This window comes from Actinomadura viridis, from assembly GCF_015751755.1.
Lineage (GTDB): Bacteria > Actinomycetota > Actinomycetes > Streptosporangiales > Streptosporangiaceae > Spirillospora > Spirillospora viridis.
Map to the genome: position 1 here is coordinate 1,608,694 of NZ_JADOUA010000001.1, position 20,203 is coordinate 1,628,896.

At 72.3% G+C, this 20,203-nt stretch carries 16 protein-coding genes; 6 read left to right on the forward strand and 10 right to left on the reverse strand.

Translation table 11 applies throughout. The features are described 5' to 3' along the window. The first annotated feature begins 2 nt into the window (after positions 1-2). Complete coding sequence (locus IW256_RS07025; protein ID WP_197010182.1) at positions 3-467, forward strand: hypothetical protein; 465 nt, start codon at positions 3-5, stop codon at positions 465-467. A gap of 151 nt (positions 468-618) precedes the next feature. Here the strand turns inward: IW256_RS07025 and IW256_RS07030 are convergent, their stop codons facing one another. Next, positions 619-5,358 carry a DNA-binding protein gene (locus tag IW256_RS07030; RefSeq protein ID WP_197016846.1) on the reverse strand — a complete coding sequence of 1,580 codons (4,740 nt, stop codon included), beginning with the start codon at positions 5,356-5,358 and terminating at the stop codon, positions 619-621. Between the two features lie 253 nt (positions 5,359-5,611). Beyond that, a complete protein-coding gene (locus IW256_RS07035) occupies positions 5,612-6,349 on the reverse strand; it encodes a hypothetical protein (protein ID WP_197010183.1) in 738 nt (245 codons plus the stop codon). 222 nt (positions 6,350-6,571) lie between these two features. On the opposite strand from IW256_RS07035, the gene IW256_RS07040 reads away from it, so the two are divergent. After that, positions 6,572-7,057: a hypothetical protein gene (locus IW256_RS07040; protein ID WP_197010184.1), complete on the forward strand. Its 486-nt coding sequence runs from the start codon at positions 6,572-6,574 to the stop codon at positions 7,055-7,057. Between the two features lie 306 nt (positions 7,058-7,363). Here the strand turns inward: IW256_RS07040 and IW256_RS07045 are convergent, their stop codons facing one another. From IW256_RS07045 to IW256_RS07060, 4 genes are all read right to left on the reverse strand, one after another. After that, positions 7,364-9,094, reverse strand: coding sequence for a serine/threonine-protein kinase (locus IW256_RS07045; protein ID WP_197010185.1), 1,731 nt, complete (start codon positions 9,092-9,094; stop codon positions 7,364-7,366). After that, the gene (locus IW256_RS07050) at positions 9,091-9,774 is read right to left on the reverse strand and encodes a hypothetical protein (protein ID WP_197010186.1); all 684 of its coding nucleotides are present in this window, start codon (positions 9,772-9,774) and stop codon (positions 9,091-9,093) included. Before IW256_RS07050 ends, IW256_RS07045 begins: the two co-directional genes overlap by 4 nt. 53 nt (positions 9,775-9,827) lie before the next feature. Beyond that, a complete protein-coding gene (locus IW256_RS07055) occupies positions 9,828-10,175 on the reverse strand; it encodes a hypothetical protein (RefSeq protein WP_197010187.1) in 348 nt (115 codons plus the stop codon). A 509-nt stretch (positions 10,176-10,684) separates the two neighbouring features. Beyond that, entirely contained in the window at positions 10,685-11,281 is a 597-nt protein-coding gene (locus IW256_RS07060; protein WP_197010188.1) for a hypothetical protein, read from the reverse strand. A 205-nt stretch (positions 11,282-11,486) separates the two neighbouring features. Between IW256_RS07060 and IW256_RS40905 the strand changes: the two genes are divergently transcribed. Continuing rightward, a complete protein-coding gene (locus IW256_RS40905) occupies positions 11,487-13,322 on the forward strand; it encodes a serine/threonine-protein kinase (protein WP_307828768.1) in 1,836 nt (611 codons plus the stop codon). Positions 13,323-13,330: 8 nt separating this feature from the next. Here IW256_RS40905 and IW256_RS07070 read toward each other — a convergent pair whose 3' ends face one another. After that, positions 13,331-13,663 (reverse strand): YnfA family protein, encoded by a 333-nt coding sequence (locus IW256_RS07070; protein WP_197010189.1) that lies wholly within the window; start codon positions 13,661-13,663, stop codon positions 13,331-13,333. Positions 13,664-13,751: 88 nt separating this feature from the next. Here IW256_RS07070 and IW256_RS07075 point away from each other — a divergent pair, with 88 nt between their 5' ends. Both IW256_RS07075 and IW256_RS07080 read left to right on the forward strand, forming a co-directional pair. After that, positions 13,752-14,708, forward strand: a complete 957-nt coding sequence (locus IW256_RS07075; protein ID WP_197016144.1) for a zinc-binding dehydrogenase — start codon at positions 13,752-13,754, stop codon at positions 14,706-14,708. Then, positions 14,708-15,601, forward strand: a complete 894-nt coding sequence (locus IW256_RS07080; protein WP_197010190.1) for an LLM class flavin-dependent oxidoreductase — start codon at positions 14,708-14,710, stop codon at positions 15,599-15,601. The genes IW256_RS07075 and IW256_RS07080 overlap by 1 nt, the downstream gene beginning before the upstream one ends. Positions 15,602-15,612: 11 nt before the next feature. Here IW256_RS07080 and IW256_RS07085 read toward each other — a convergent pair whose 3' ends face one another. Next, entirely contained in the window at positions 15,613-16,137 is a 525-nt protein-coding gene (locus tag IW256_RS07085) for an NADAR family protein (RefSeq protein ID WP_197010191.1), read from the reverse strand. A gap of 129 nt (positions 16,138-16,266) precedes the next feature. Here IW256_RS07085 and IW256_RS42090 point away from each other — a divergent pair, with 129 nt between their 5' ends. After that, positions 16,267-18,396 carry a TNT domain-containing protein gene (locus tag IW256_RS42090; protein ID WP_307828769.1) on the forward strand — a complete coding sequence of 710 codons (2,130 nt, stop codon included), beginning with the start codon at positions 16,267-16,269 and terminating at the stop codon, positions 18,394-18,396. 10 nt (positions 18,397-18,406) lie between these two features. Here IW256_RS42090 and IW256_RS07095 read toward each other — a convergent pair whose 3' ends face one another. Both IW256_RS07095 and IW256_RS07100 read right to left on the reverse strand, forming a co-directional pair. Continuing rightward, positions 18,407-19,222: a hypothetical protein gene (locus IW256_RS07095; RefSeq protein ID WP_197010192.1), complete on the reverse strand. Its 816-nt coding sequence runs from the start codon at positions 19,220-19,222 to the stop codon at positions 18,407-18,409. A 94-nt stretch (positions 19,223-19,316) separates the two neighbouring features. Further along, positions 19,317-20,123: a class I SAM-dependent methyltransferase gene (locus IW256_RS07100; protein ID WP_197010193.1), complete on the reverse strand. Its 807-nt coding sequence runs from the start codon at positions 20,121-20,123 to the stop codon at positions 19,317-19,319. Between the last annotated feature and the right edge of the window lie 80 nt (positions 20,124-20,203).

A 20,203-nucleotide genomic window follows, 5' to 3' on the forward strand; every position in this document is an offset into this window, starting at 1 on the left:
CGATGTCTCGCTCCGCTTTTCTTTCTCCGCTCACATCTCTGATGGCCTGCGCGTTGGGCGTTTCCGTACTGGTGTCCTGCGCGTCGGGCGGGGACGCGAAAGAGGGTGGATCAACGGTGAGTGGCACGCCGGAGCCCGCGTCGTCGCCGAGCGCTTCGGGTAGGCCCGGGAAGCAGACGGTCGATCTCGATCAGGGCACCACGGGTGTGGTGGGGGGCTTGCGGGTGGGGATCGGACGGGCATGGGGTGGTGTGGGCAATGTGGTGGTGCTGTCCGGCCCGGGTGTCCCCGATCCCGATGCCCCTGGTGGTGGCTGGAGGGTGCAGGGCAAGGCCGGGCACGTGAAGAAGCTGCCGAACGGTTACACCGTCTCGATCGACGAGGTCGAAGAGGGTGAGGGGGATGGTGCGGCGGCGCCCGGTGCCGGTGCCGGGTCGGTGACCGTCACGGTGACGCCGCCGGAGTGACCGCGCGTTCAACGCGCATGGTGGCGCCCATGAAGGCGACGCGGGCGGCGCGGGCGGCGGCGGCTGCCGAGTCACCCCGTAGACCGGGACCACCGGGGCCGCCCGGGCCGCCCGCGCCGCCGGGGCCGCCGGGTCAGCCGGGACCGCCGGGTCAGCCTGGGGCGTCGCCCCGCTGGACGCGGTCCCAGACGCGCCGGTAGAGGCCGGCCACCGGTTCCGCAGGGACGATCACCCCCAGTGCCGTGCTCTTGCCGCTGCCCCAGGCCGGGCTGGCGACGACCTCGAAGAGGGCCGCCTTCCATGTCTCCAGCGGCAGGTGGGGCGCCTTCAGCGCCTCCCAGCCGCCGGGCAGGAACAGCGTCCGCCCGGCCCGGGGGCGGCGTCCCTCGACCACGAGCCCGGTCGCCGCCAGCGCGGCGCGGGCGGTCTTGAGACGGGCCGGTTTCCAGCCGGTCCACCGGGCCACGTTCCGGTCGGTGGGGTCGGGCATCGCCAGCAGGACGAGGTAGAGCGCAGCGGCGTCCGCGCCGAGCCCGTGGTCCGCGGCCACCTTCGCGACCAGGTCCGGAACGGAACGCTGCGGATCCTGCGGCCACCAGGTCCCGTCCTCCGAAGGCTCCCCGGCGGCAGGGTCGCCGGGGTCGGCGAGCAGCTCCGCGAACGCCGGGTCGAAAGCGCGGCGCAGCGCCTCCCCGGCGGGCTCCGGCCAGAAGTGCTCCGACTCCTCCAGCCCGTGCCGGACGGGCAGGTTGGGGTCGCCGCCCGACCCGTCCAGCAGGGCGGTCCGGACGACCGGGTTGGCCGTGTAGTCGTGGCCGGGGACGAGGAGGGCGCCGTACCGCTCCCAGCCCTCGTCACGGGGCCACCAGTCCGGATCGGGGCCGCCGGTCTCGTCCGGTTCGCCCACCGCGTTCCGGAACGCCGGGAGGCTGAACCTCGTCCGGAGTTCCAGCAGCATGCCCGGCGCCGCCAGCCGTTCGCGGACCAGGGCCAGCGCCTCGGGCAGGACGGCCCGCACCCGGTCCCCGGCGGGCAGCCGGTGGGCCAGCCACCCCGCCATCGCGACCGCCCCGACCAGGACCTCGTCGGTGAACCCCGGCTCGTCCGGATCGGCCGGGACGGTCTCGACGCTCCGCGAGACCCAGCGCACATCCCGGGTCAGCTCCGGGCTCGCGGCCGGATCCACCAGCGCCCGGACCGCGTCGCTCGGCGCCCACGCCGTCCGCCGGAAGTTGAAGGGCACCCGCCGTACGGACGTGCCCGCCTCGCCGAGCAGCCCCTCGGGAACGGGCTTCCGCCGCCCCACCAGCGCGTTCCACACCTCCGCCGCGGCGGCCACGTCCGGGCCGTCCGTCCACAGGCGGGCCGGGTCGGCGGGGAGGAGGGCTCCGACCACCTTCGCGGGGATCCCCCGGACGGCCTTCCGCGCCATCTCGCCCCCGACCACCGCCGCGTCCGCCGGTTTCAACGCCAGCAGCGCGCGGAGTTCGGCCGACGGGAAGTCCTTCTTCTGCAGCTCCGGCAGCCCGGCCACCAGCAGCCGGGCCGTCGCGGGGTCGGTACCCGTACGCTCGGCGAAGTCCGTGGCCGCCGATTCCTCCAGGCCGACCGGCCCGTGCTCCTCCCAGGCGTCCAGGAACGCCGTCAGCCAGCCCGGCTCCCGGTCGGCGCCGAGCGGGGCCGACGACTTCACGGTGTACGGGGCGGGGACCTCGAACCGGCCGGAGGGGTCATGGAAGAGCGCGAAGAAGTCGCAGCCGTACTCGTGCCGCCGCGGCCCGTGCGTCGGGTTCCTCGCTTCGAGGACGGCCAGGAACGCGCCGCCGCCGAGCGGCAGAACCCCGCGCATGGTGTCGTCCCAGTCGTTCCAGCCGTTCCCGCCGTGGGCCTCGGCCAGCGTGGCGGTGTCGAGATGGAGGTCGAAGCGGCGCCACCGCCCGGAACCGGCCGAGGCCAGCCCGACCGCGTCCACCAGGGTCAGCAGCCTGCGCAGCGCCTCCCGTTCCTCCGGCGGCGTCGCCGGCGCCGCGGCGCGGAACGCCACGGCCGCGCACTCGCCGAGCAGCTTGCCCCAGTCGACGCTGCTGCTGCGCAGCCGCGGCGCGCCGATGTGCAGCCGCCCGGCGGGGCGGTCGTCGCGCAGCGCCTCGTGCAACGCGCGCAGCTGCCTGCAGGCCAGCACCACGCCGGAGATCCCGCGGAATCCGATCGCTTCGCGGTACTCCTCCAGGAAGAGGCCGCCGAGCGCGCTGCCGAGGAGGCTGTCGGACGGATCGGTGCGCGGGTCGCCCAGCTCCGGCTCGGCGCGACGTTCCGTGAACGTGGCGGCCACACCGTCCAGGAAGCCCTGACGTCCGGCGGCGAACCGCACGACCCCGGCCACCGCGGAGGCCAGGACGTCGTCGCCGATCCGCGGCACCAGCGCGCGGACCAGGGCGGGCAGGTCCTCGTTCCCGTCCCGGGCGGCCTTGAACAGCGCGGCCACCGTCTCCCGGCCGATGCCGCGCAGCGCGGCCGACCCCTCCGGATCCCTCGGGCGCAGCAGGGGCCAGAACGCCTGCGGCGGCAGCGGCGGCCCCCCGGCCCGGAACGCCTCGGCGTCGGTCGCGGTCACGATCCCGTCCGGATCGATCAGACGGACCCAGCCGAAACCCATCTCGTTGCGCATCAGGGCCCGGGGCCGGTCGTCGCCGGGCAGGACGAGCGCCCCGAACGGGTAGCCGGTGCCGCTTCCATCGCGCGGTGGCCGGGCGATGGTGACGGCGCGTCCGGCCAGGTCCTCGCCGCGCACCGCACCGTCCGGCCGTTCGGTCACCACCCAGCCCAGCAGGCCGTCCACCGGCACGCCCAGCGGAGTGACCTCGTCCGTGCGGGCCGGGCGCAACCAGCTCTGCTTGGGCACGAGCGTCCCGCCGGCCGCCCTCTCCGCCAGCCGCGCGGGCACGTCCCCCGTCCCCCCGGCCGAGGCATGCGGCGACCACTGCCTGGTCCAGGGCTTCAGCTCCCAGAACGCGGCGCCGTCACCGATCACCAGGTACTCGTCCGGCACCCGGAGATCGCCCGGCCGCAGCACCGTCCCGCCGGCGGCGCGACCGCCCCCGTCCACCGGCAGCGTCATCGTGGCCGACAGCCCCCGAAGCCATTCCCGGGTCAGGCTCGTGCTCACCCCGTCCGGGTCGTCACGAGGACCGGCCAGGGGGACGGGCTGCGGATCGGGCTCGCCGGGGGTGTGCCAGTACCCCTCAAGCCGCCCCTGGAGGGTCCGCCAGAAGACCAGCAGGGAACCGTCCACGAAATGGAAGCCCACCGTAGAGGCCGAGCAGTCCCCGGGCACACGGTGCCGGTGGGCGAGCACGCAACCGTCCCGCCCCACCACCCGCACCTCGGACTCGCCCGCCACGATCAGGTACGGCCACGCGTCGGCGAGATGGGGAACGGACCGCCCGCCGCCCTCCAGGACCTCGGCGACCGCCTCCTCGAACGCGGGCCAGCACAACTCCCCGAACAGGCCACCGCGCAGCGTCCGTACGACCTCCGCCACGAGATCGCCCTCGCCCAGGCCGTCCACCAGCGCCAGGACGTCCGGCGGAAGCCAGTCCAGCAGCCGGTGGGGTTCGAGCAGGTTCGGCAGCCCGGGGCCCCACGCGTCCCGGACGAGCCCTTCCAGCCAGCGGACGAGCATCGTCCGCCCTCCGGGCGAGGCCGCCAGCGTCCGGATCGTCCGCAGATCCCGCTCATCGTCATAGAAGGACCCGGCGCCCTGCGCGAACGCGCCGGCGAACCGCGCATCCGCCGCCAGGGCCCGCAGCTCGCGGCGATCCTCCTGCTCGGCCCACCGGACCAGCTCCAGCCGGTGGTCGGGCGCCGGATCGGCCACCGGAACCTCCAGCTCCAGAAACAGATCGAGCAGGTTCAGGTCATGCGGAACCCGCACCGCCCCGCCCGAGCCGGCCAGCTCCGCCCGCAGCCGCCCGGCCGCCCCCTCCACGATCGGGACGAGCCCGGGCAAGGGCCCCCACCCGCCCCACGCGTCCAGCACCCGGTCGAGCCACTCCGCGGTGCCGCCGGACGGCCGGGCCTCGTCCGGGACCCCGTCGCCGTCGCCGAGCCCCGCCGTGGCACCGGTCCGCTCCAGCAACCCCATCCACTCGGCGAAGAGGTCCCTGAACTGCTGCCCCGCCATGGAAACGCGGAAGCGCGGGACCAGGTTCAGCAGCGTCCCCCGTACCCACGGCTCCCGCCGCGCCAGGGCGACCAGCGCGGTACGGTGCGCCGCCCACCATCCGGCCGGGGCCGTCCCGATCGCGGGGATCGCGACCATCTCCGCCAGGTGCGCCTGCTCCAGCGTCGCCTGGTCGCCCGCCGCCTTGGCCAGCCGCCGTACGGCCGCCGCCATCTGCGGCGAGGGCGCCAGCCCGGCCTCGGTCCGCCGCACGCAGACCCGCGCGAACCTGCGGAAGGCGGCGTCCGCGGGCAGCCGCGCGGCCAGTTCCCTGGCGTGGTCGGCGACCGTCTTCACCGGCAGCGCCCCCGCCACCGCGAACTCGGCGAACACCTCGTCCAGATGATCATGATCGACCGCGAGACCGTAGGACGCCTCCGCCTCCCGCGCCGCGGCCAGCATCCGCGCGGCGTAGGCGCCGTGGTCCGTACCCAGGAACTCGCGCGCCCCGTGCTCGTACAGCAGCGGCAGGACGTGCGGAACCACCGGCGCCAGCAGCCCGGCGACCTCCTGGTACGCCCCCAGCGCCCGCTTCGGTTTCGACCACGCCCGCAGCCGGCCCGGATCCAGCCTCGCGGCGAGGTCGGGGATCAGTGTGAGCACACTCGCGGCGTCCTCGGGGGAGCGCGCACGGAGCAGTTCCAGGAAGCCGGGCCGGGGCGTGGACATCCGCGGTGTTCGTCCTCTCGTGAAGCGCCATGATCATTTGGCGCGGGAGAGGTGACACGCTAGCCCCCGGGACCCACAAAAGAGGCTCTGTTCAAAGTTCCGGCCCACAGCGCTCGCCTGGCGGCTCGCGCCTCACCGGGCCTGGGCGAACGCGGCATCGCTTCGCGAGCTGCTGCCAGCGTTCGCCTTCGGCATCGCCCCACCGGGCAGCCAACGCGCTCGCGCGCTAGCGGAGGCCACTCCGAGACAGGCCCTAACTTCCGAACGCCTTCCGGTCGCCGGACACCAGACCGCCGGTCTCCTCCAAGGCACGGCGAACGGCGTCCTGATACGCGGGGAGGATGTGCGGCTCGATGCCCTCACCGCCCATCGAGACCACCAGGGAGAAGACGACGTTCTGGACGAACGCCCGCGCCGCCAGGGGCTCGTTGTCGAACGCCCGTCCGGTGAACGTCCCGCGTTCCCAGACACCGATCATCCACCGTCCGTCCCGGTGGACCAGCTGCGACAACCCCTCAGCCGAATAGGACGCCGAGGGCGGATTGGCGTCCTGGACCCCGTAGGCGGTGTCGGGAATGCCGATGGCACGGAGTGCTTCGACGGCCTGGAACCGATCGCGCAGCAGGTCCCAGCCAGGGCAGAGCAGCAACGCAGCCGTACGCAGCGCGCTTCCCTTGCGCACCCGCGCCCGGTTGCCGGCCCATCTCTCCTTGCCCCAGAACCGTTCGCCCATGACGTCGCGGAGCCGGTCGAAAACCACCTGCGAGGCCTCGTCCAGTGAGGCGCACAGGGCGACCAGACGTGGCGTGCCGCCCTCATCGAACCGTTCGACCGGATAACGCCCGTCCTCCGAACGCCGCCCGAACCGGTACCCGCCGGGATGAGGCTCGGGCTCGTGATGGCCGACCACGACCACGTCACCGGGAACGAGTTCCCCGCGGTCCTCGTGCCGGCGGATCCGTTCCACGATCCGACGCGTCGTCACGGTCACGGTGCCTCCTGGAAACGCGGGAACTCGCCGTACGGCGCCCCCAAAAGTACGCCCGCCCGGAACTTGATGAGAGCGCGATACGTGTCGCCGCCACAACCCACCTCCTACCACCACCAGGCACCCAAGCCCCCCGGCCCAGAGGCGCCGACCTCTCCAGCGACACCAGTGCCAGCGACCAGGGGCGGGGGCGTTGAGACATGAAGGCGGACGTACGTTGGTGCCGTGACGGACTCGGAGGCCACGGGCTATGACTGTCTGACCTCTCGCCTGGTTCCGGAGGGCGAACTGCGGACATTCCTGCTGGACTGTTTTGAGATCGCTGAGGACGAGTTGTTCGTTGGCCATACCGAACGCATCGCCGATGATCTGCGGGCCTATCCACCCGACCTGACGTTCGCCGCGTTCTGCACCTACGACGACCAGGTGTCCGGCCACTTCGCAATGAGTGTCAGCGTCGGCATCGAGGGCCGCCTGGCCGAACGGGTCGGCCGCCATGAGTTCGCCGAACGGCTGGCTGCGAGCTTCGACGCCTACGTGCTGTACGGCGACACCGAACCGCCAGGTCTGTGGACGGTCGTCCTGCCGGACGGCAGCCACCTTCGGGCCGCAATGGAGGAGGACGAGGGCACGTACGTGCTCGATGCGGCCACGGCACCGGTACCCGGGCTGCCCACTCTCCGCGCGGACGAGGGCCTATGGCTGAACTGATGAATCCCCACGGGCCAGGCCCCGTTCGTTCGTACCGGGTACCGGCGCTGTGCGGATAGCGCTCCACCGTCCGCCGTCGCCACTCATCTCCCGCCGGAACCAGCGGCGGCTCCATCCGGCGGCTCCATCTGGTGGTGGGACCGGCATGACCGCGACCGGCCGTACACCGCCCGGCCACCGGGCGATCCCGTACGCCACAGAGTCCGAGATACGAGAAGCCTCCCGTTCGGAGACGATGCAGGCGCGGCCCACCCCGGTCGCGCCGGCTGGGAAGGCCGATTCCCGTCAGTGCACCTGCGGAGAGCGTCAGGAAGGCAGCACGACGAGCGTCGGCAACGATCCTTCGACACGCGCCCCCGCCTTGGCCGGATCCATCGGGACGAAGCGACCATTTATCATCGTCTTCACCATCGCGATGCCGATCGGATAGTGCGGGGAGACCTTGTATTTACCCGGTCGTAGCGACGTTGAGGGAGGGATGGTGAAGTCGCTCGTCCTTGAAAACTCGAAAGTCCAAGCGCAATGGGGCATTGCGTAGCGCTTGCTGAACGGGCCATCCTCGCGGGTTGCTGGAAGGCTGATGGGCTTACGCTCAGGAAGTGTTCCGGCAGTTTCGTCTTCTGTGGTTCTGAAGAGCCAGACGTTCGGCTTCTTTGACTGGTTCTCCGAGTAGATGCCATCGCCTAGTCCGAACGTGTAGCCCTGATGAAAGGCGTCGGCCCGTTCAGAATGAGGGCCGCGGCAGCGAAAGTTTTCGGGGCTGATGTATTGGAGCCCCCAGATGGCACGGCTATGCTGTTTCGTGATCATGCGAACCTTGGTGCCAGGCTTGACTCTGGAGGGCGCGATGGTCTGGCTTATCGCGAACAGCGGGCTGGCATTATTGTCGCCGTCTGGAATCGACGCATTGTTGAGTACGAGCCGGGGTTTGGTGAAGTAAGCGCGGTAGTCGCCCGAAGACGTGCCACCCACCGTCGGGCCCTGCGGCCAGAAGAACACCGCGAGCATGGCCGTGGCCGCTGTCGCCGCCCCAGCTCCGGTAACCCCCTTTGAGCCGCCGATCTTGGAGAGCAGTCCCTTGCCGCTGAGTGCACGCCCTGCTTCACCGGCCGCCTGAACGCCAGGTCCGATGGCCGCGCCTGGTGAGACGGCACCACCGATCACGGCGACGGGGAATGCGGCTGCGAGGGCTACGGTGGCCGCGCCGAGTGCTATGAGGCCACGCCGTTCCCAGTCAGGGCCATAGGCGGTGGTGGCGGTGTTCTCGAGGTGGCCGATGAGCGCTGAGATGTTCCACTGGCGCTGGTCCGGATTCTTCGCCATGCCTTGGGCTATGAGCGGGCGTAGCGGCTCAGGTAAGTCGTCCATGGGTACGGGTGCGGCGAGGTGCTGAGCTCGCAAGCCCTCCTGCGTGTTGGCGCTGTATGGCTTGTGACCGGTCACGCACTCGTAGAAGACGCAGGTCGCGGCATAGACATCGGTGGCGGGAGAGGCCGGTCCGCCATGCCATTGCTCCGGTGCCATGTACGCAGGCGTGCCCATGACGCCGCCTTGGCCGGACAGTACGGCGACACCGAAATCGATCAGCTTGCTCTGGCCGTCGCTCTGGACCAGGACGTTCGCCGGCTTGTAATCACGATGGATCACGCCGACCGAGTGGGCTGCTGCCAGCCCTCGAAGGGATCCCTTGAGGATGACGAGGGCGGCTTCAGGAGAAAGTGCCCGTTTGTGCGCGTCCAGCACGGCACGGAGCGAGTGGCCGGGCACCGCCTCCATGACGATCGCCGCCCCTTGGGGAGACTCCACATAACCCAGGATGCGGGCCACGTTGGGTGTGGTCACACGCTGGAGAAGTTCAGCCTCGCGGCGAAATGTCTCGCGGCCACGGGTGTCGCCTGCGAGAGCGGAGGCCAAATACTTGATCGCCACGCTGTGTCCGGACGCGTTGTCCCGAGCGAGAACGACGCGCCCTTGAGCCCCGGAGCCTAACTCCTGGAGTTCGCTGTAACCGGGGACCCTCCAGCCTCCAGAGGTCATCCGAACTTCTGCAGTTGCTTGGTCAGTACTTCGGTTGCGCGACGGGCAGCCGGATCCGTCGAGGTTTTGGGTTCTGCTCGTTCCCAGTAAACGGTGGCGATTATTATGTTGCCGCGAAGGGCGTAGTCATAGACAAAATGGAGTACGTTGAATTTGGTTGCCGTCGCGGCATAGGTCTGCTCTTCAACGCCTCTTAGGTGAGTCCATCCGCCAGTGTTGTTCTCAGCACTCTTCCAGGTATCCTCGTGGGCAAGTAGTAGGACATTCTTGCGGACCCGCTTGGCGGGGACGCTGCGCTTGGCCGGGCATGCCTCTATCTTGCTTCGCAGGGCCTGAAAGGCGTCCTTGGCTGCATTGCCATCATCGTATCGCGCAAGGAGTTGTGCATACTTGATCTCGTCGGCGCCCTGTTTCTTATTTGAGTACTGGCGGGTGGTAATCGTTGGTTTTCCCTCTAGATTGCCCCCGGAAAGCGAGCACAGCGGAACTTGTCGCTCCTTGAGTGCCTCCACCGCGACGGGCAACTCTTGAAAGGCTTTGCCTATTTCTTTTGCCGCGAGAAAGCTCGACGAGTACTGGTCTGGCGAGTAACTCGGTGGGCTGGAGGGTGGTACCGATACTGCCTTTTTGGGAGGGGGCGGTGTTTCGTCGCCGCTGCATCCCGTCACCGTCAGGGACATGAAGACGGCCGTCGTCAAGAGTAGAGCGGTGCGGCCGCACCCGAAGGATGGGATCACGGTCGAGTGTTGGTCTGGATCTCGTCGACGACCAGAGGGGTGGGCGGGGAGGTCATGCTCAGGTCCTCCAAAGTGCCCGAGGCGCTGTCGCATTCTGCGCCGGTGCAGGTCCACGTCAGCCCCCAGTTGATTGTCGCCGTTATCTGGTAGGCCCCTCCGGGCTGCCCGCTTGAGGAGCGTTGGTAGCTATGGCCGCACGTGGTGTCGTTCGCACTTCCGGCGCTGTTGCAGGACAGGGTGGTTTCTCCCAAGCTCCAGGTGACCGACTTGGGAGTGGCGGTCGCCTGGATGGTCTGACCGCCCACGGTGATCGGCTCTGTCTGGACGGTGACGAACCCTTCCACCCACAGAGCGGTACGGACGCGGACGTAGGTCTTGCCTTCTGGGGAGGTGTGAACGGTAGGCGTGGGGAGTTGGGCGGAGTCTCTCGCCCGCTGGGCCAGGTCGATCGTCGCGGGAGGCGCAGGGTTCGGCGGATCATCTATCTCGACCTCGAACCCACCGCCATCCTCACCTGTGCGCGTAGGCGTGGGGATGGGACCCCCACCTCCCCCGCCCCCTGTGGTTGGGGAACCACCTCCGCCGTTAGAGCCCCCGGGGGTCGAACGGCTGCAGTCGAAGCCATCGCCGCGTCCGCCGCATGGGTCGGCGTAGGTCGGGGGTGCGCTGACGAGGGTGGCGGTCAGGACGCCGGTCGTCAGTGCGGCGATCTTGAGGGTGCGTCGCGTGGACGACCAGGTGGGGGGAACGGTGCGCATCGCGTGTCCTTGTCTGCTTTCCGCCGCGTGTCGGGGCGGGTTCCCGTCGCCTTGGTGTACGTCCGCTGCAGCGAGGAGGCGCGGCAAGCGAGGCGTCAGCATTTCTTGTCCTGCACGGAGTCGGTGACCTTCCAGGCGCCCTGGTCGTAGCGGACGGCGATTCGGTGAAGGTAGGAACCGCCCGTGCCACCTCCGGTGCGCTTGCCGGTCTTCGTCGAGAAGCGGTAGCCCGCGAGGGTGCGTATGCAGTCGATCACGTAAACGGTGAGCCCGTCCTTCGAGCGTGCGTAGACCTTGGCGTTGGAGACCGTGGTGAAACGCCAGATCTGGCCTCGGGCCTTGAGTTGCTCGATGTCTCGCGTGGTCTGGTCAAGCAGAGGGTCCATGGTGACCGTACTGAGTTCTGACGGGTCGTTTCTTTCGTAGGCCCGTTTGAAGATCTTTCGGTACTCGCGGTAGCGCTCGAGGACGGTCTGGTTGACCTGGGCGGTCGGGAGGGCGGACGGGGCGGGAGCCGCGGTGGTGCCGGGGCCGGCCGCGCCCGGGGACGTGGTGGACAGCGAGCCGTTGGGCTTGAAGGCGCCCGAGCCGGGCTTGTCGCCGCAGGCCGTCAGGGTGCCGGCGGTGGTGAGGGCCGCCAGGGCGAGGGCGGCGGGTCGTACGCAGGAACGCCCGTTGAGGGAGGAAGGCATCAACCGGGCGTGCATCGCTATCCCTGATCGTCCAGTCGACAATGGGGGGCGGAGTACGCGCGAAAGCTTACAGAGGTCGCTGGGGCGGGAAAAGGGATTCGTTGCGGAAGGTTGCGTACCCGGGTCGGCAGGTTTCCCCGAACTTTCCGTGACATAGCGCGATCTCACCGTGCATGCCTCAAGGTAGTGGCGTGGAGGGTGTGCGGTGAACGAGTGGCGGATCGACGGGTTCCGAGAGGTCCGGGAACTGGGCGCCGGGGCTCAGGGACGGGTGGTGCTGGCCCGGCACCAGACGGCCGGTACGCCGGTGGCGATCAAGTATCTGTTCCGGGGATCGCCCGAGGAGCTGGAACGGTTGCGGCATGAGGCCGTGCTGCTGGGGCGGGTGTCGGATCCGCATGTGGCGCGGCTCTACCGGCTTGTGGAGAGCGAGCGCGGTGCGGCGATCGTCATGGAGGCCGTGAACGGGGTGTCGCTGAAGCGGGTCCTGGAGGAGCACGGCGCCCTGGGGGCCGAGGCCGCGCTGACGGTGCTGAAGGGGTCCCTGCTGGGGCTGGCGGCGGCGCACGCGGTCGGGGTGGTGCACCGGGACTACAAGCCCGCGAACGTGGTCGTGCAGGCCGACGGGCTGAGCAAGCTCATCGACTTCGGGATCGCGACGCCGCAGGGGGAGGGCTCGCGGGCCGGTACGCCCGCCTACATGCCGCCCGAGCAGTGGAGGGGGGAGCCCGCGACCCCCGCGGCGGACGTGTACGCGGCCACGTGCGTGTTCTACGAGTGCGTGACGGGGCGGCGGCCGTACAGCGGGGCTGGTGCCGATCTGATGGCGCTGCACGTGAACGGGGCCATTCCCGTGGAGGTGCTGCCCGAGGCTCTTCGCGGGCTCGTCCTGCGGGGCATGGCCAAGGATCCCTCGCAGCGTCCCTATGGGGCGCAGGCGTTCGTGGGGGAGCTGGAGCAGGCGGCGTCCGCGGCGTACGGGCCGGACTGGGAGCGGCGGGGGGTCAGGGCCCTCGCCGGTACGGCGGTCGCGCTGGCGGCGCTGTTCCCGCTGGTGGCCGCGGGCATCGCTCCTGCGGCTCCGGTCGCGGTGGGGGCGGCGGCCGGGGCGGGCGGCGTCGCCGGGGCCGGAGGGGCAGCAGGTGGCGGTACGGCCGCCGCTGGAGGGGCCGCCGGTGGTACGGCCGCCGGTGGTGGTGCCGCGGCGGGTGGTTCGGGGGTCCTCGCCGGGGTCGGTGGCAAGGCCGCGCTGGCCGTGGCGGGTGCCGCCGTGGTGGCGGGGGCGGGCGGAACGTTCGCCTACACCAACCTGAACGACTCCGACGAGCCGCGGCAACAGCCGCGGTTGCGGCCGGTGGCGGCGGCGATCTCCACCATGAACCAGACCTACACCGACGTGCCGCTGGCGGTCCAGAACGCGCAGTACGTCCAGATCTCCGGGCTGGCCGACACCGCGTTGCAGGGGCGGATCAACCAGGCGCTGCGGGCTCCCTTGGACGAGACGGTCGAGGCCATGCACAGTGGGACCCGAGAGAACGGGGCGTCCTGTACGCAGACGGCTCAGGTCGGCACCACCGCGCGGGTCGGGGTGCACGGGCGGGCGCTGGTCTCGGCCGTGTACCGGGTGCGGGTGCGGTACTGCATGCCCGCCGACGGGGAGATGCCCGGACGGGCGGTGACGGTCGACATGAAGACCGGGCGAGTGCTGAAGACGGAGGACGTGTTCAAGCCGGACACGCTGACGCCCGCCGGGCTCAGGACGCTCTGGGGGCGGCTGACCGGTACGACCCAGAACATGTGGGGGCCTGACGGGTGCCAGCGGGAGGGGCCGCAGCGCACCGACTTCTTCCCGTGGCGTGACGCGGAATGGCCGTGGGCCACGGCGTTCTTCGCGACCGACCGGTTCGAGATCAACTATTCGCGAGGAGGCAGCGAGTGCCCGTACGACCGGCTCACCGCGCCGTACGCCAAGGTCCGTGACCTGCTCAAGCCCGAGATCGTCGCGATGCTGCCCGCCGGGCCCGCGCCGGCGCGGACCTGAGCCGCGGGTCAGGTGCGCGGCGCGTACATGATGACGGCGACGCCGGCGAGGCAGACGAGGGCGCCGATCACGTCGTAGCGGTCGGGCCGGTAGCCGTCCAGGGCCATGCCCCACAGCAGGGACCCGGCCACGAAGACGCCGCCGTACGCCGCCAGGATGCGGCCGAAGTGGGCGTCGGGCTGCAGCGTGGCGACGAAGCCGTACAGGCCCAGCGCGACGACGCCGGCTCCGATCCAGGCGATGCCGCGGTGCTCGCGGACCCCCTGCCAGACGAGCCAGGCGCCGCCGATCTCGGCGAGTGCGGCCAGGGCGAACAGCAGCAGTGAACGGGCGACGGTCATGGCACCGACCGTAGCGGACGTCGCGGAGTTGACCTCAAGCATGGTCGAGGTTGCAGTCTGGGACGGTTGTCTCTGGAAGGCGGTCATGATGCGTGCGGTGTGGTTGAAGGAGCTGGGCGGGCCCGAGGTGCTCCTCCCCGGGGAGGCGCCCGATCCCGTGCCGGGGCCGGGGCAGGTGCTGGTGGAGGTGGAGTTCGCCGGGATCACCTTCGTCGAGACCCAGTACCGGTCCGCGGGTCCCGCGCCGTTCAGGCCGGAACTCCCCGTGATCCCGGGGAACGGTGTCGGCGGCGTGGTCACCCGGGTCGGGGAGGGCGCCGACCCCGGGCTCGCCGGCAAGCGGGTCGTCACCTCGACGGGCGGGTCCGGCGGGTACGCCGAGCTGGCGGCGGTGGACGCCGCGGGCCTGTTCGTGGTGCCCGCGGATCTCGCGCTGGACGCCGCGGTGGCGCTGCTGGCCGACGGCCGGACGGCGATGATGATGCGGGCGGCGGCGGCGCCCCGGACCGGGGAGCGGGTGCTGGTGGAGGCCGCCGCCGGGGGCGTGGGCACGCTGCTGGTCCAGCTCGCCAAGGCCGCGGGCGCCTGGGTGGTCGCGGCGGCGGGCGGTGACCGCAAGACCGCGGTCGCCCGGGACCTGGGCGCCGACCTGGCGGTGGATTACACGCGGCCGGACTGGTCCGGGCGCGTACGGGAGGCGGCCGGGGGCCTGGACGTGGTGTTCGACGGCGTCGGCGGTGACATCGGACGCACCGCGTTCGAGCTGCTCGCGAGCGGTGGCCGGATGGTCGGCTTCGGGCTGGCCAGCGGCGAGTGGGCGGGCGTCTCCGCGGAGCGCGCCGCCGAACGGGGCGTCACCCTCCTCAGCCCGGCCCCGTCGCCGGACGCGATCCGCGCGCACACCCTGGACGCGCTCGGCGAGGCGGCGGCGGGCCGCCTGCGCCCGGTGATCGGGCAGCGTTTCCCGCTGGAGCGGGCGGCCGACGCGCACGCCGCCATCGAGTCGCGCGCCTCCATCGGCAAGACCCTGCTGGAGGTGCGGTGATGACGAAGGTCGGAGTGCACCTTCCCGCGTTCGGCGTGGACCCGTCGGCGGGTCCGGCCGAGCACGCCCGGCACGCCGAGGACGCGGGGCTGGAGTCGGTGTGGGTGGGCGACCACCTGATCCCCGGCGGGCGGCCGTTCGCCGACAGCACCCTGGTGCTGGCGACCGCCGCCGCGGCCACCGAGCGCGTCCGGATCGGCTTCGGCGTGATGGTCGTGGCGCTGCGGCCGGTCGCCTGGGCGGCCAAGCAGGTCGCCACCCTCCAGCACCTGTCCGGCGACCGGGTGCTGCTGGGCGTCGGCTCGGGCGGTCCCGCGCACGGGGACGCCGCCTGGCGGGCGGTCGGCGTCCCGTTCGGCGAGCGCGGCCGTCGGACCGACGCGGCGCTCGACGTGCTGCCCGCGCTGATCGCCGGGAAGCCCGCGACGGTCGGCGGCGAGGAGGTCACGCTGGCGCCCGGCGCGACCGTGCCGCCGGTGCTGATCGGCGGGGGACCCGCGACGCTGCGCCGGGTGGTGCGGTACGGCGACGAGTGGTACGCCGCGTTCTCCGACCCGGCCGGGATCGCCGAGGCCGCCGGGCGGCTGGCCGCGCTCGCCGAGGAGCACGGACGGCCGATGCCCCGGATCACCGCCGGTGTCAGCGTCGGGGTCGGTGACCTCCCCGCCGGTCTGGCCGACGCCCAGGCGCGGTCGCTGACGGGGTACGGGATGAGTGAGGAGCAGGCCCGCCGCTCGCTCGTCACCGGTTCCCCGGAGCGGGTCGCCGAACGGTTCGCCGAGCTGGCCGCAGTCGGGGTCCACCGGATCATCGCGATGCCGTTCCCGCCGGACCGGCTCCGCCAGACCGAACTCCTGGGCGCGGTGGCGGAACTCCTGCCCTCCGGTGACTGAACGCCCGCCGGTCAGGCCCGGAGCGCCTCGCGGACGTCCATCAGCGCGAACCCGAGGAGGTTGAGGCCGCGCCACTGCGACGGGCGCCGCGCCTCGGGCCGGTCCTCGCCGAAGCCGATGCCCCAGATGACGTCCAGGGGGCTGGCCTCGACGAGGACCTTGCCGGTGGTGGAGTACAGGAAGTCGCGCTCCCGCTCGTTGGCGCCGAACTTGGCGATGTTGCCCCGGACGACGATGTCGAAGCGGTGCCGTACCCAGGTGTCCTCGTCGAAGCCCCGGACGCGGCGGCCGAGGGCCTTGACACGGCCAGGGTCCTCGGCGGCCAGGATCTGGTCGGCCGTGGCCGTGTCCCCGAACAGGCGCGCCTTCTCCGCCATCATGTAGTGCTCGGCCGTGGGGTAGGTGACGCCGTCCACCGTGAACGGGGAGGGGTACCACTGGCTCAGGCAGCCCTTGTCTCGCTTCCCGCCCCAGAACAGCACGAATTCCGGAAGCTCGCCGCGCTCCTCCAGCTGGATCAGCTCGTCGATGGTCATGCGCCGACCCTGGCCTAACGGAACAAGCCCATGCAATCGGTTTAACCGGCGTTCCGGGAGGGTCCCCGCCCACCGGCCATGACTCGATAACCTGCTGGAACCGGTAATGATCGACATGGGGGACGGTCCGTGAGCGGGCAGAGCGGGCAGAACGAGCGCATCAGCGAGGTCCAGCGGCGGGTCGTCGACTTCCTCGCCCGGCACGTCCCGCCCGGCAGCCGCCGGATCGACCTGCGCTGCTGCGCCACCGTGGCGGTGAACGACCTGTCGCTGAGCGTGCTCACCGAGGACGGCAAGACCGTCGCCCCCGAGGCGATGCCACCCGAGCTGGTCGAGCTGATGATGGAGCTGCGCCGGGCGCACTACCTGCCGGAGCAGGGCACGTGGTTCTCGGCCCGCTTCGTCCTGGAGCCGGGCGCACCGATCCGCCCCCTCTTCAACTACGACTTCGACCCGGGCTGGGACCCGCCGATCGAGGCGGAGTACTGGCAGCGCGACCAGATCGTCATGCCACGCGACGGCGCCCACGTCCCCGGCTGGCTCCGGGACCGGCTGGACGGCCGGGAACCCGCCTACGGCCTCGTCGTGGAGACCGACCCCCTCAACCCGATCGAGCAGATGGAACTGCTCTCCAACGAGTTCTGCGTCCTGGTGGCCGAACAGGCCCCGGCGCTGTGGGACACGGTCTTCGGGTACTACCAGGTGGCCGGCGACCACGCGGAGTTCCCGGCGGCGATGGTGCAGCGCGCCGACCGCACCATGCTGACCTGGCCGCTCCCGCCGGCGGCGCGGGTCCTGCTGGACCGGCTGCGCGCCGGGACGTACGGCTTCCAGGGGAGCACCTGGTCCAGGATCGACTACCGGGTGCTCTACGAGAACGGGTCGGCCCGCGTCCAGGCGAAGTTCACCCATGACGAGGAACCGGCCTGGAACGCCGAGCCCTCGGCGCGCGACGTCCGGCTCGAAGTGGAACGGTTCCCCGAGCACCGGTCGCGGGACTGGGTGAGGCGCCGCCTGGAGGCCGCCGGGACGGGCGCAGGCACGGGCGCAGGCACGGGCGCAGGCACGGGCGCGGGCGCGGGGACGGCCGCGGGGACGGGCGCTGGCACGGGCGCTGGGACGGGCGCCGGCACGGCCGCGGGGAGGGGCGCGGGGGTGGGGGAGCCGCGGCCCGTGCCGGAGCCGGAGGCGCGGCGGGCCGGCGGGGTCCGCAAGGCGCGGGTGTTCGACCAGGTCGAGCCGGACGGCGGACGGCCCTCGGTGTCGCGTCCCGCGGTGCCCCCGGACGAGGTCGCCCGGCTGGTGGAGTACCTCCGGAGCGCCCCGGTCGTCATGGCGGCCCGGTCGTCCGCGCCGGACCAGATCGACCCCTCGCGCGGCGACCGGGTCCCGCTGACCTTCCACACCGACGGCGCCTGGGTCTGGGCCGGGGCGGTCGGCTACTACCTCGCCGAGCACGGCGTCCCCCCGGAACCCGACCTGGTCGCACACGCCCGCGCGGCGGGGTTCCGGATCCCCGAGGTCGGGGACGACGCCCTGGACGCGGCGAGCGCCGCGATCACCGGCCGCTCCGCGCCGCCCCGCGTCCGCACCGGCCCCGGCGCGGCGCCGGGGACGCGGGCCGATCCACCTCCGGCGCGGGCGGGCGCGGGCAGGCTGGAGAGCCGGCTGGACGAGCTGGGCGTGCCGTCCGGCGCGTACCGGATCAACGAGGTCGCGGACGGCGCCTGGAGCCTGCTCGCCGAGGGCGGGCGCTGGGCGGTCTTCCGCGGGGAGAACGGCGAGCGCCGCCAGGAGGTCGTCTTCGACACCGAGGCGCAGGCGGCGGCGTACCTGCTGGGTTCCCTCCTGCTCGACCCCGCCGTCCCCGCCGCTCCGGCAGGTCCCTCCGCTCCGGCCGGTCCCTCCGCTCCGGGCGGGAAGCGGCCGATCGAGCCGGTGACGGGCGAGCCGCCGCTGACCCTCTTCCGGGACAGGCGGCAGGTCGAGGTCCCCGCCGGGACCACCGTGGACCGCTACGGCGACGACGGCGGCAACGTCACCTACGCGGTGCGGACGCCGTTCGCGGAACGCTCGCTGCCGCCCGACTGGGAGAACCGCCCGTACCGGGTCTACCGGCTGCGGCGGCCGCTGCGGGCGTTGACGGGTGTGGCCGTGCCGTGGTTCGACCAGCCGGGCGGCGGCACGGCCTACGTCTTCGAGCGCTCCATCGCGGACCTGCTCGCCGACGGCGCGGTCGTCGCCGTCCCGGAGGGATGAGGGCGGGGTCTCAGCCGCGGCCGATGTCGGCGACCAGATCGAGGCCGAGGATCAGGTCGAGGTGGATGACCGTCTCCACCTTGGCCCCCGGGGCGACGCCGGGGTCCTCCGCCAGCCGGTCGAGAACGGCCAGCGCGGCGGGGCTGTCCAGGTCGTCGGTCAGCGCGGCCTGGCCTTCGGCCGCGTACGCCCGGTCCATCGGCCGGCCCGGATGCCTCGCCCAGTCCGCCACCGCCGCGCGCCAGCGCGCCAGGTCGAGGCCCGCCTCGGCGACGCGGCCACCGTCCGGCGCGGCCGGGTCGCGGTAGCGCTCCCGGAGGATCGCCAGCCGGACGCGGAGGGGGTCGTCGCCCGCGCTCCCCGCGCTCCCCGCGCTCCCCGCGCTCCCCGCGCTCCCCGCGCTCCCCGCGCTCCCCGCGCTCCCCGCGCTCCCCGCGCTCCCCGCGCTCCCCGCGCTCCCCGCGCTCCCCGCGCTCCCCGCGCTCCCCGCGCTCCCGGCGGGTCCGGCCCAGGGCCGGTCTTCCTGCGGCACGATCAGGCAGCGGCGGCCGGGCACGTCCTCCGATCCCACCCACACCGCGTGCCCGGGCACGTCCTCCGGCGCCACGACCGGCATGTCGGGCAGGTTGAGCTCGGCGAAGCCGGTGCCGGGCCGCACGTTCTCGGCACGGCTCAGCACGGCGCGGCGGCGGGTGCGCTCGGCGACCCGGCGGAGCAGGTCGGCGGTGACCAGGGCCCGCTCCCGGCCCGCGTGGACGTGGACGTGCAGCGCGTTCGGCGGGACGTCCATGGCCTGTCCGGTGCGATGGTCGTGCAGGCGCAGCATGGGATCAACCCTACGGTCGCGGACCCGGCGCCCCGCCAGGCGCCCCTGTCAGGCGCCCCGCGCCCAGCCCCGGCGCCGGCCGGAGGACCCGGAGTCAGAGGAGGGGGCCGGGAGGCGTGGGGACGTCGGGCATCGGCACCGCGCCGTCGGGCTTGCGCACCGCGGCGAACCGCAGCCGCACGTAGTCGGCGACCCAGCCCGACTCGCGGCGCAGCGCCGGAGCCGCCAGCTCGTTGATCCGTTCGAGCAGCGGCTCGACCAGCTCGGGCGGCACGTCGGCGAGCGCGCGCGGGGCGTAGGCGCGGACCCAGTCGGCGGCGCCGCCCGGGCCCTCGGTCATCCGGGACGGCCGGTCGGCGTGTTCGAGGAGCCGCAGGGTGAACCCGCCGTCCTCCAGGCGGGTGGCGTACTCGGCGGGGCTGGGGAAGTACCACGGCAGCTCGGGCTCGCCGAGCCCGAAGACCCGCCAGGCGGTCTGCATCGCCACGATCAGCTCGGCGCAGTTGCCGGCGCCGCCCAGCTCGCCGACGAACCGGCCGCCGGGCCGCAGCGCCGCGTGGACCCGCGCGATCACGGCGTCGGGGTCACGGGTCATCCAGTGCAGCGCCGCGTTGGAGGCGACGGCGTCGAAGGTCTCGCTGGTGGTGAATTCGTGCGCGTCCCCGACCGCGAACGACAGCCCGGGGTGCAGCGCGGTCGCCTGCGCGACCATCTCCGCCGAGCCGTCGACGCCCAGCACCTCGGCGCCGCGCTCGGCGATCTCCGCGGTGAACGTGCCCGTGCCGCACCCCAGGTCGATGATCCGCTCGCCGGGCTGCGGGTCGAGCAGATCGACCAGGGGCGCGCCATGCGCGGAGACGTACCCGAAGACGGAGTCGTACGTCGAGACGGCCCAATTCACCGTCGTAATTTATCCGATCGGCTCCGGAGATGAAGGGTGTTGCCGATGCCCGGCGGCCCACCGTGAAGAATTCCACGCAG

Coding starts and splice junctions, on each gene's coding strand:
- IW256_RS07045 (WP_197010185.1), bottom strand. CDS start 9,094: ATGACCTCTGGAGGCTGGAGGGTCCCCGGTTACAGCGAACTCCAGGAG.
- IW256_RS07060 (WP_197010188.1), bottom strand. CDS start 11,281: ATGCCTTCCTCCCTCAACGGGCGTTCCTGCGTACGACCCGCCGCCCTC.
- IW256_RS07085 (WP_197010191.1), bottom strand. CDS start 16,137: ATGACCATCGACGAGCTGATCCAGCTGGAGGAGCGCGGCGAGCTTCCG.
- IW256_RS07025 (WP_197010182.1), top strand. CDS start 3: ATGTCTCGCTCCGCTTTTCTTTCTCCGCTCACATCTCTGATGGCCTGC.
- IW256_RS07030 (WP_197016846.1), bottom strand. CDS start 5,358: ATGTCCACGCCCCGGCCCGGCTTCCTGGAACTGCTCCGTGCGCGCTCC.
- IW256_RS07075 (WP_197016144.1), top strand. CDS start 13,752: ATGCGTGCGGTGTGGTTGAAGGAGCTGGGCGGGCCCGAGGTGCTCCTC.
- IW256_RS07080 (WP_197010190.1), top strand. CDS start 14,708: ATGACGAAGGTCGGAGTGCACCTTCCCGCGTTCGGCGTGGACCCGTCG.
- IW256_RS07070 (WP_197010189.1), bottom strand. CDS start 13,663: ATGACCGTCGCCCGTTCACTGCTGCTGTTCGCCCTGGCCGCACTCGCC.
- IW256_RS07050 (WP_197010186.1), bottom strand. CDS start 9,774: ATGTCCCTGACGGTGACGGGATGCAGCGGCGACGAAACACCGCCCCCT.
- IW256_RS07095 (WP_197010192.1), bottom strand. CDS start 19,222: ATGCTGCGCCTGCACGACCATCGCACCGGACAGGCCATGGACGTCCCG.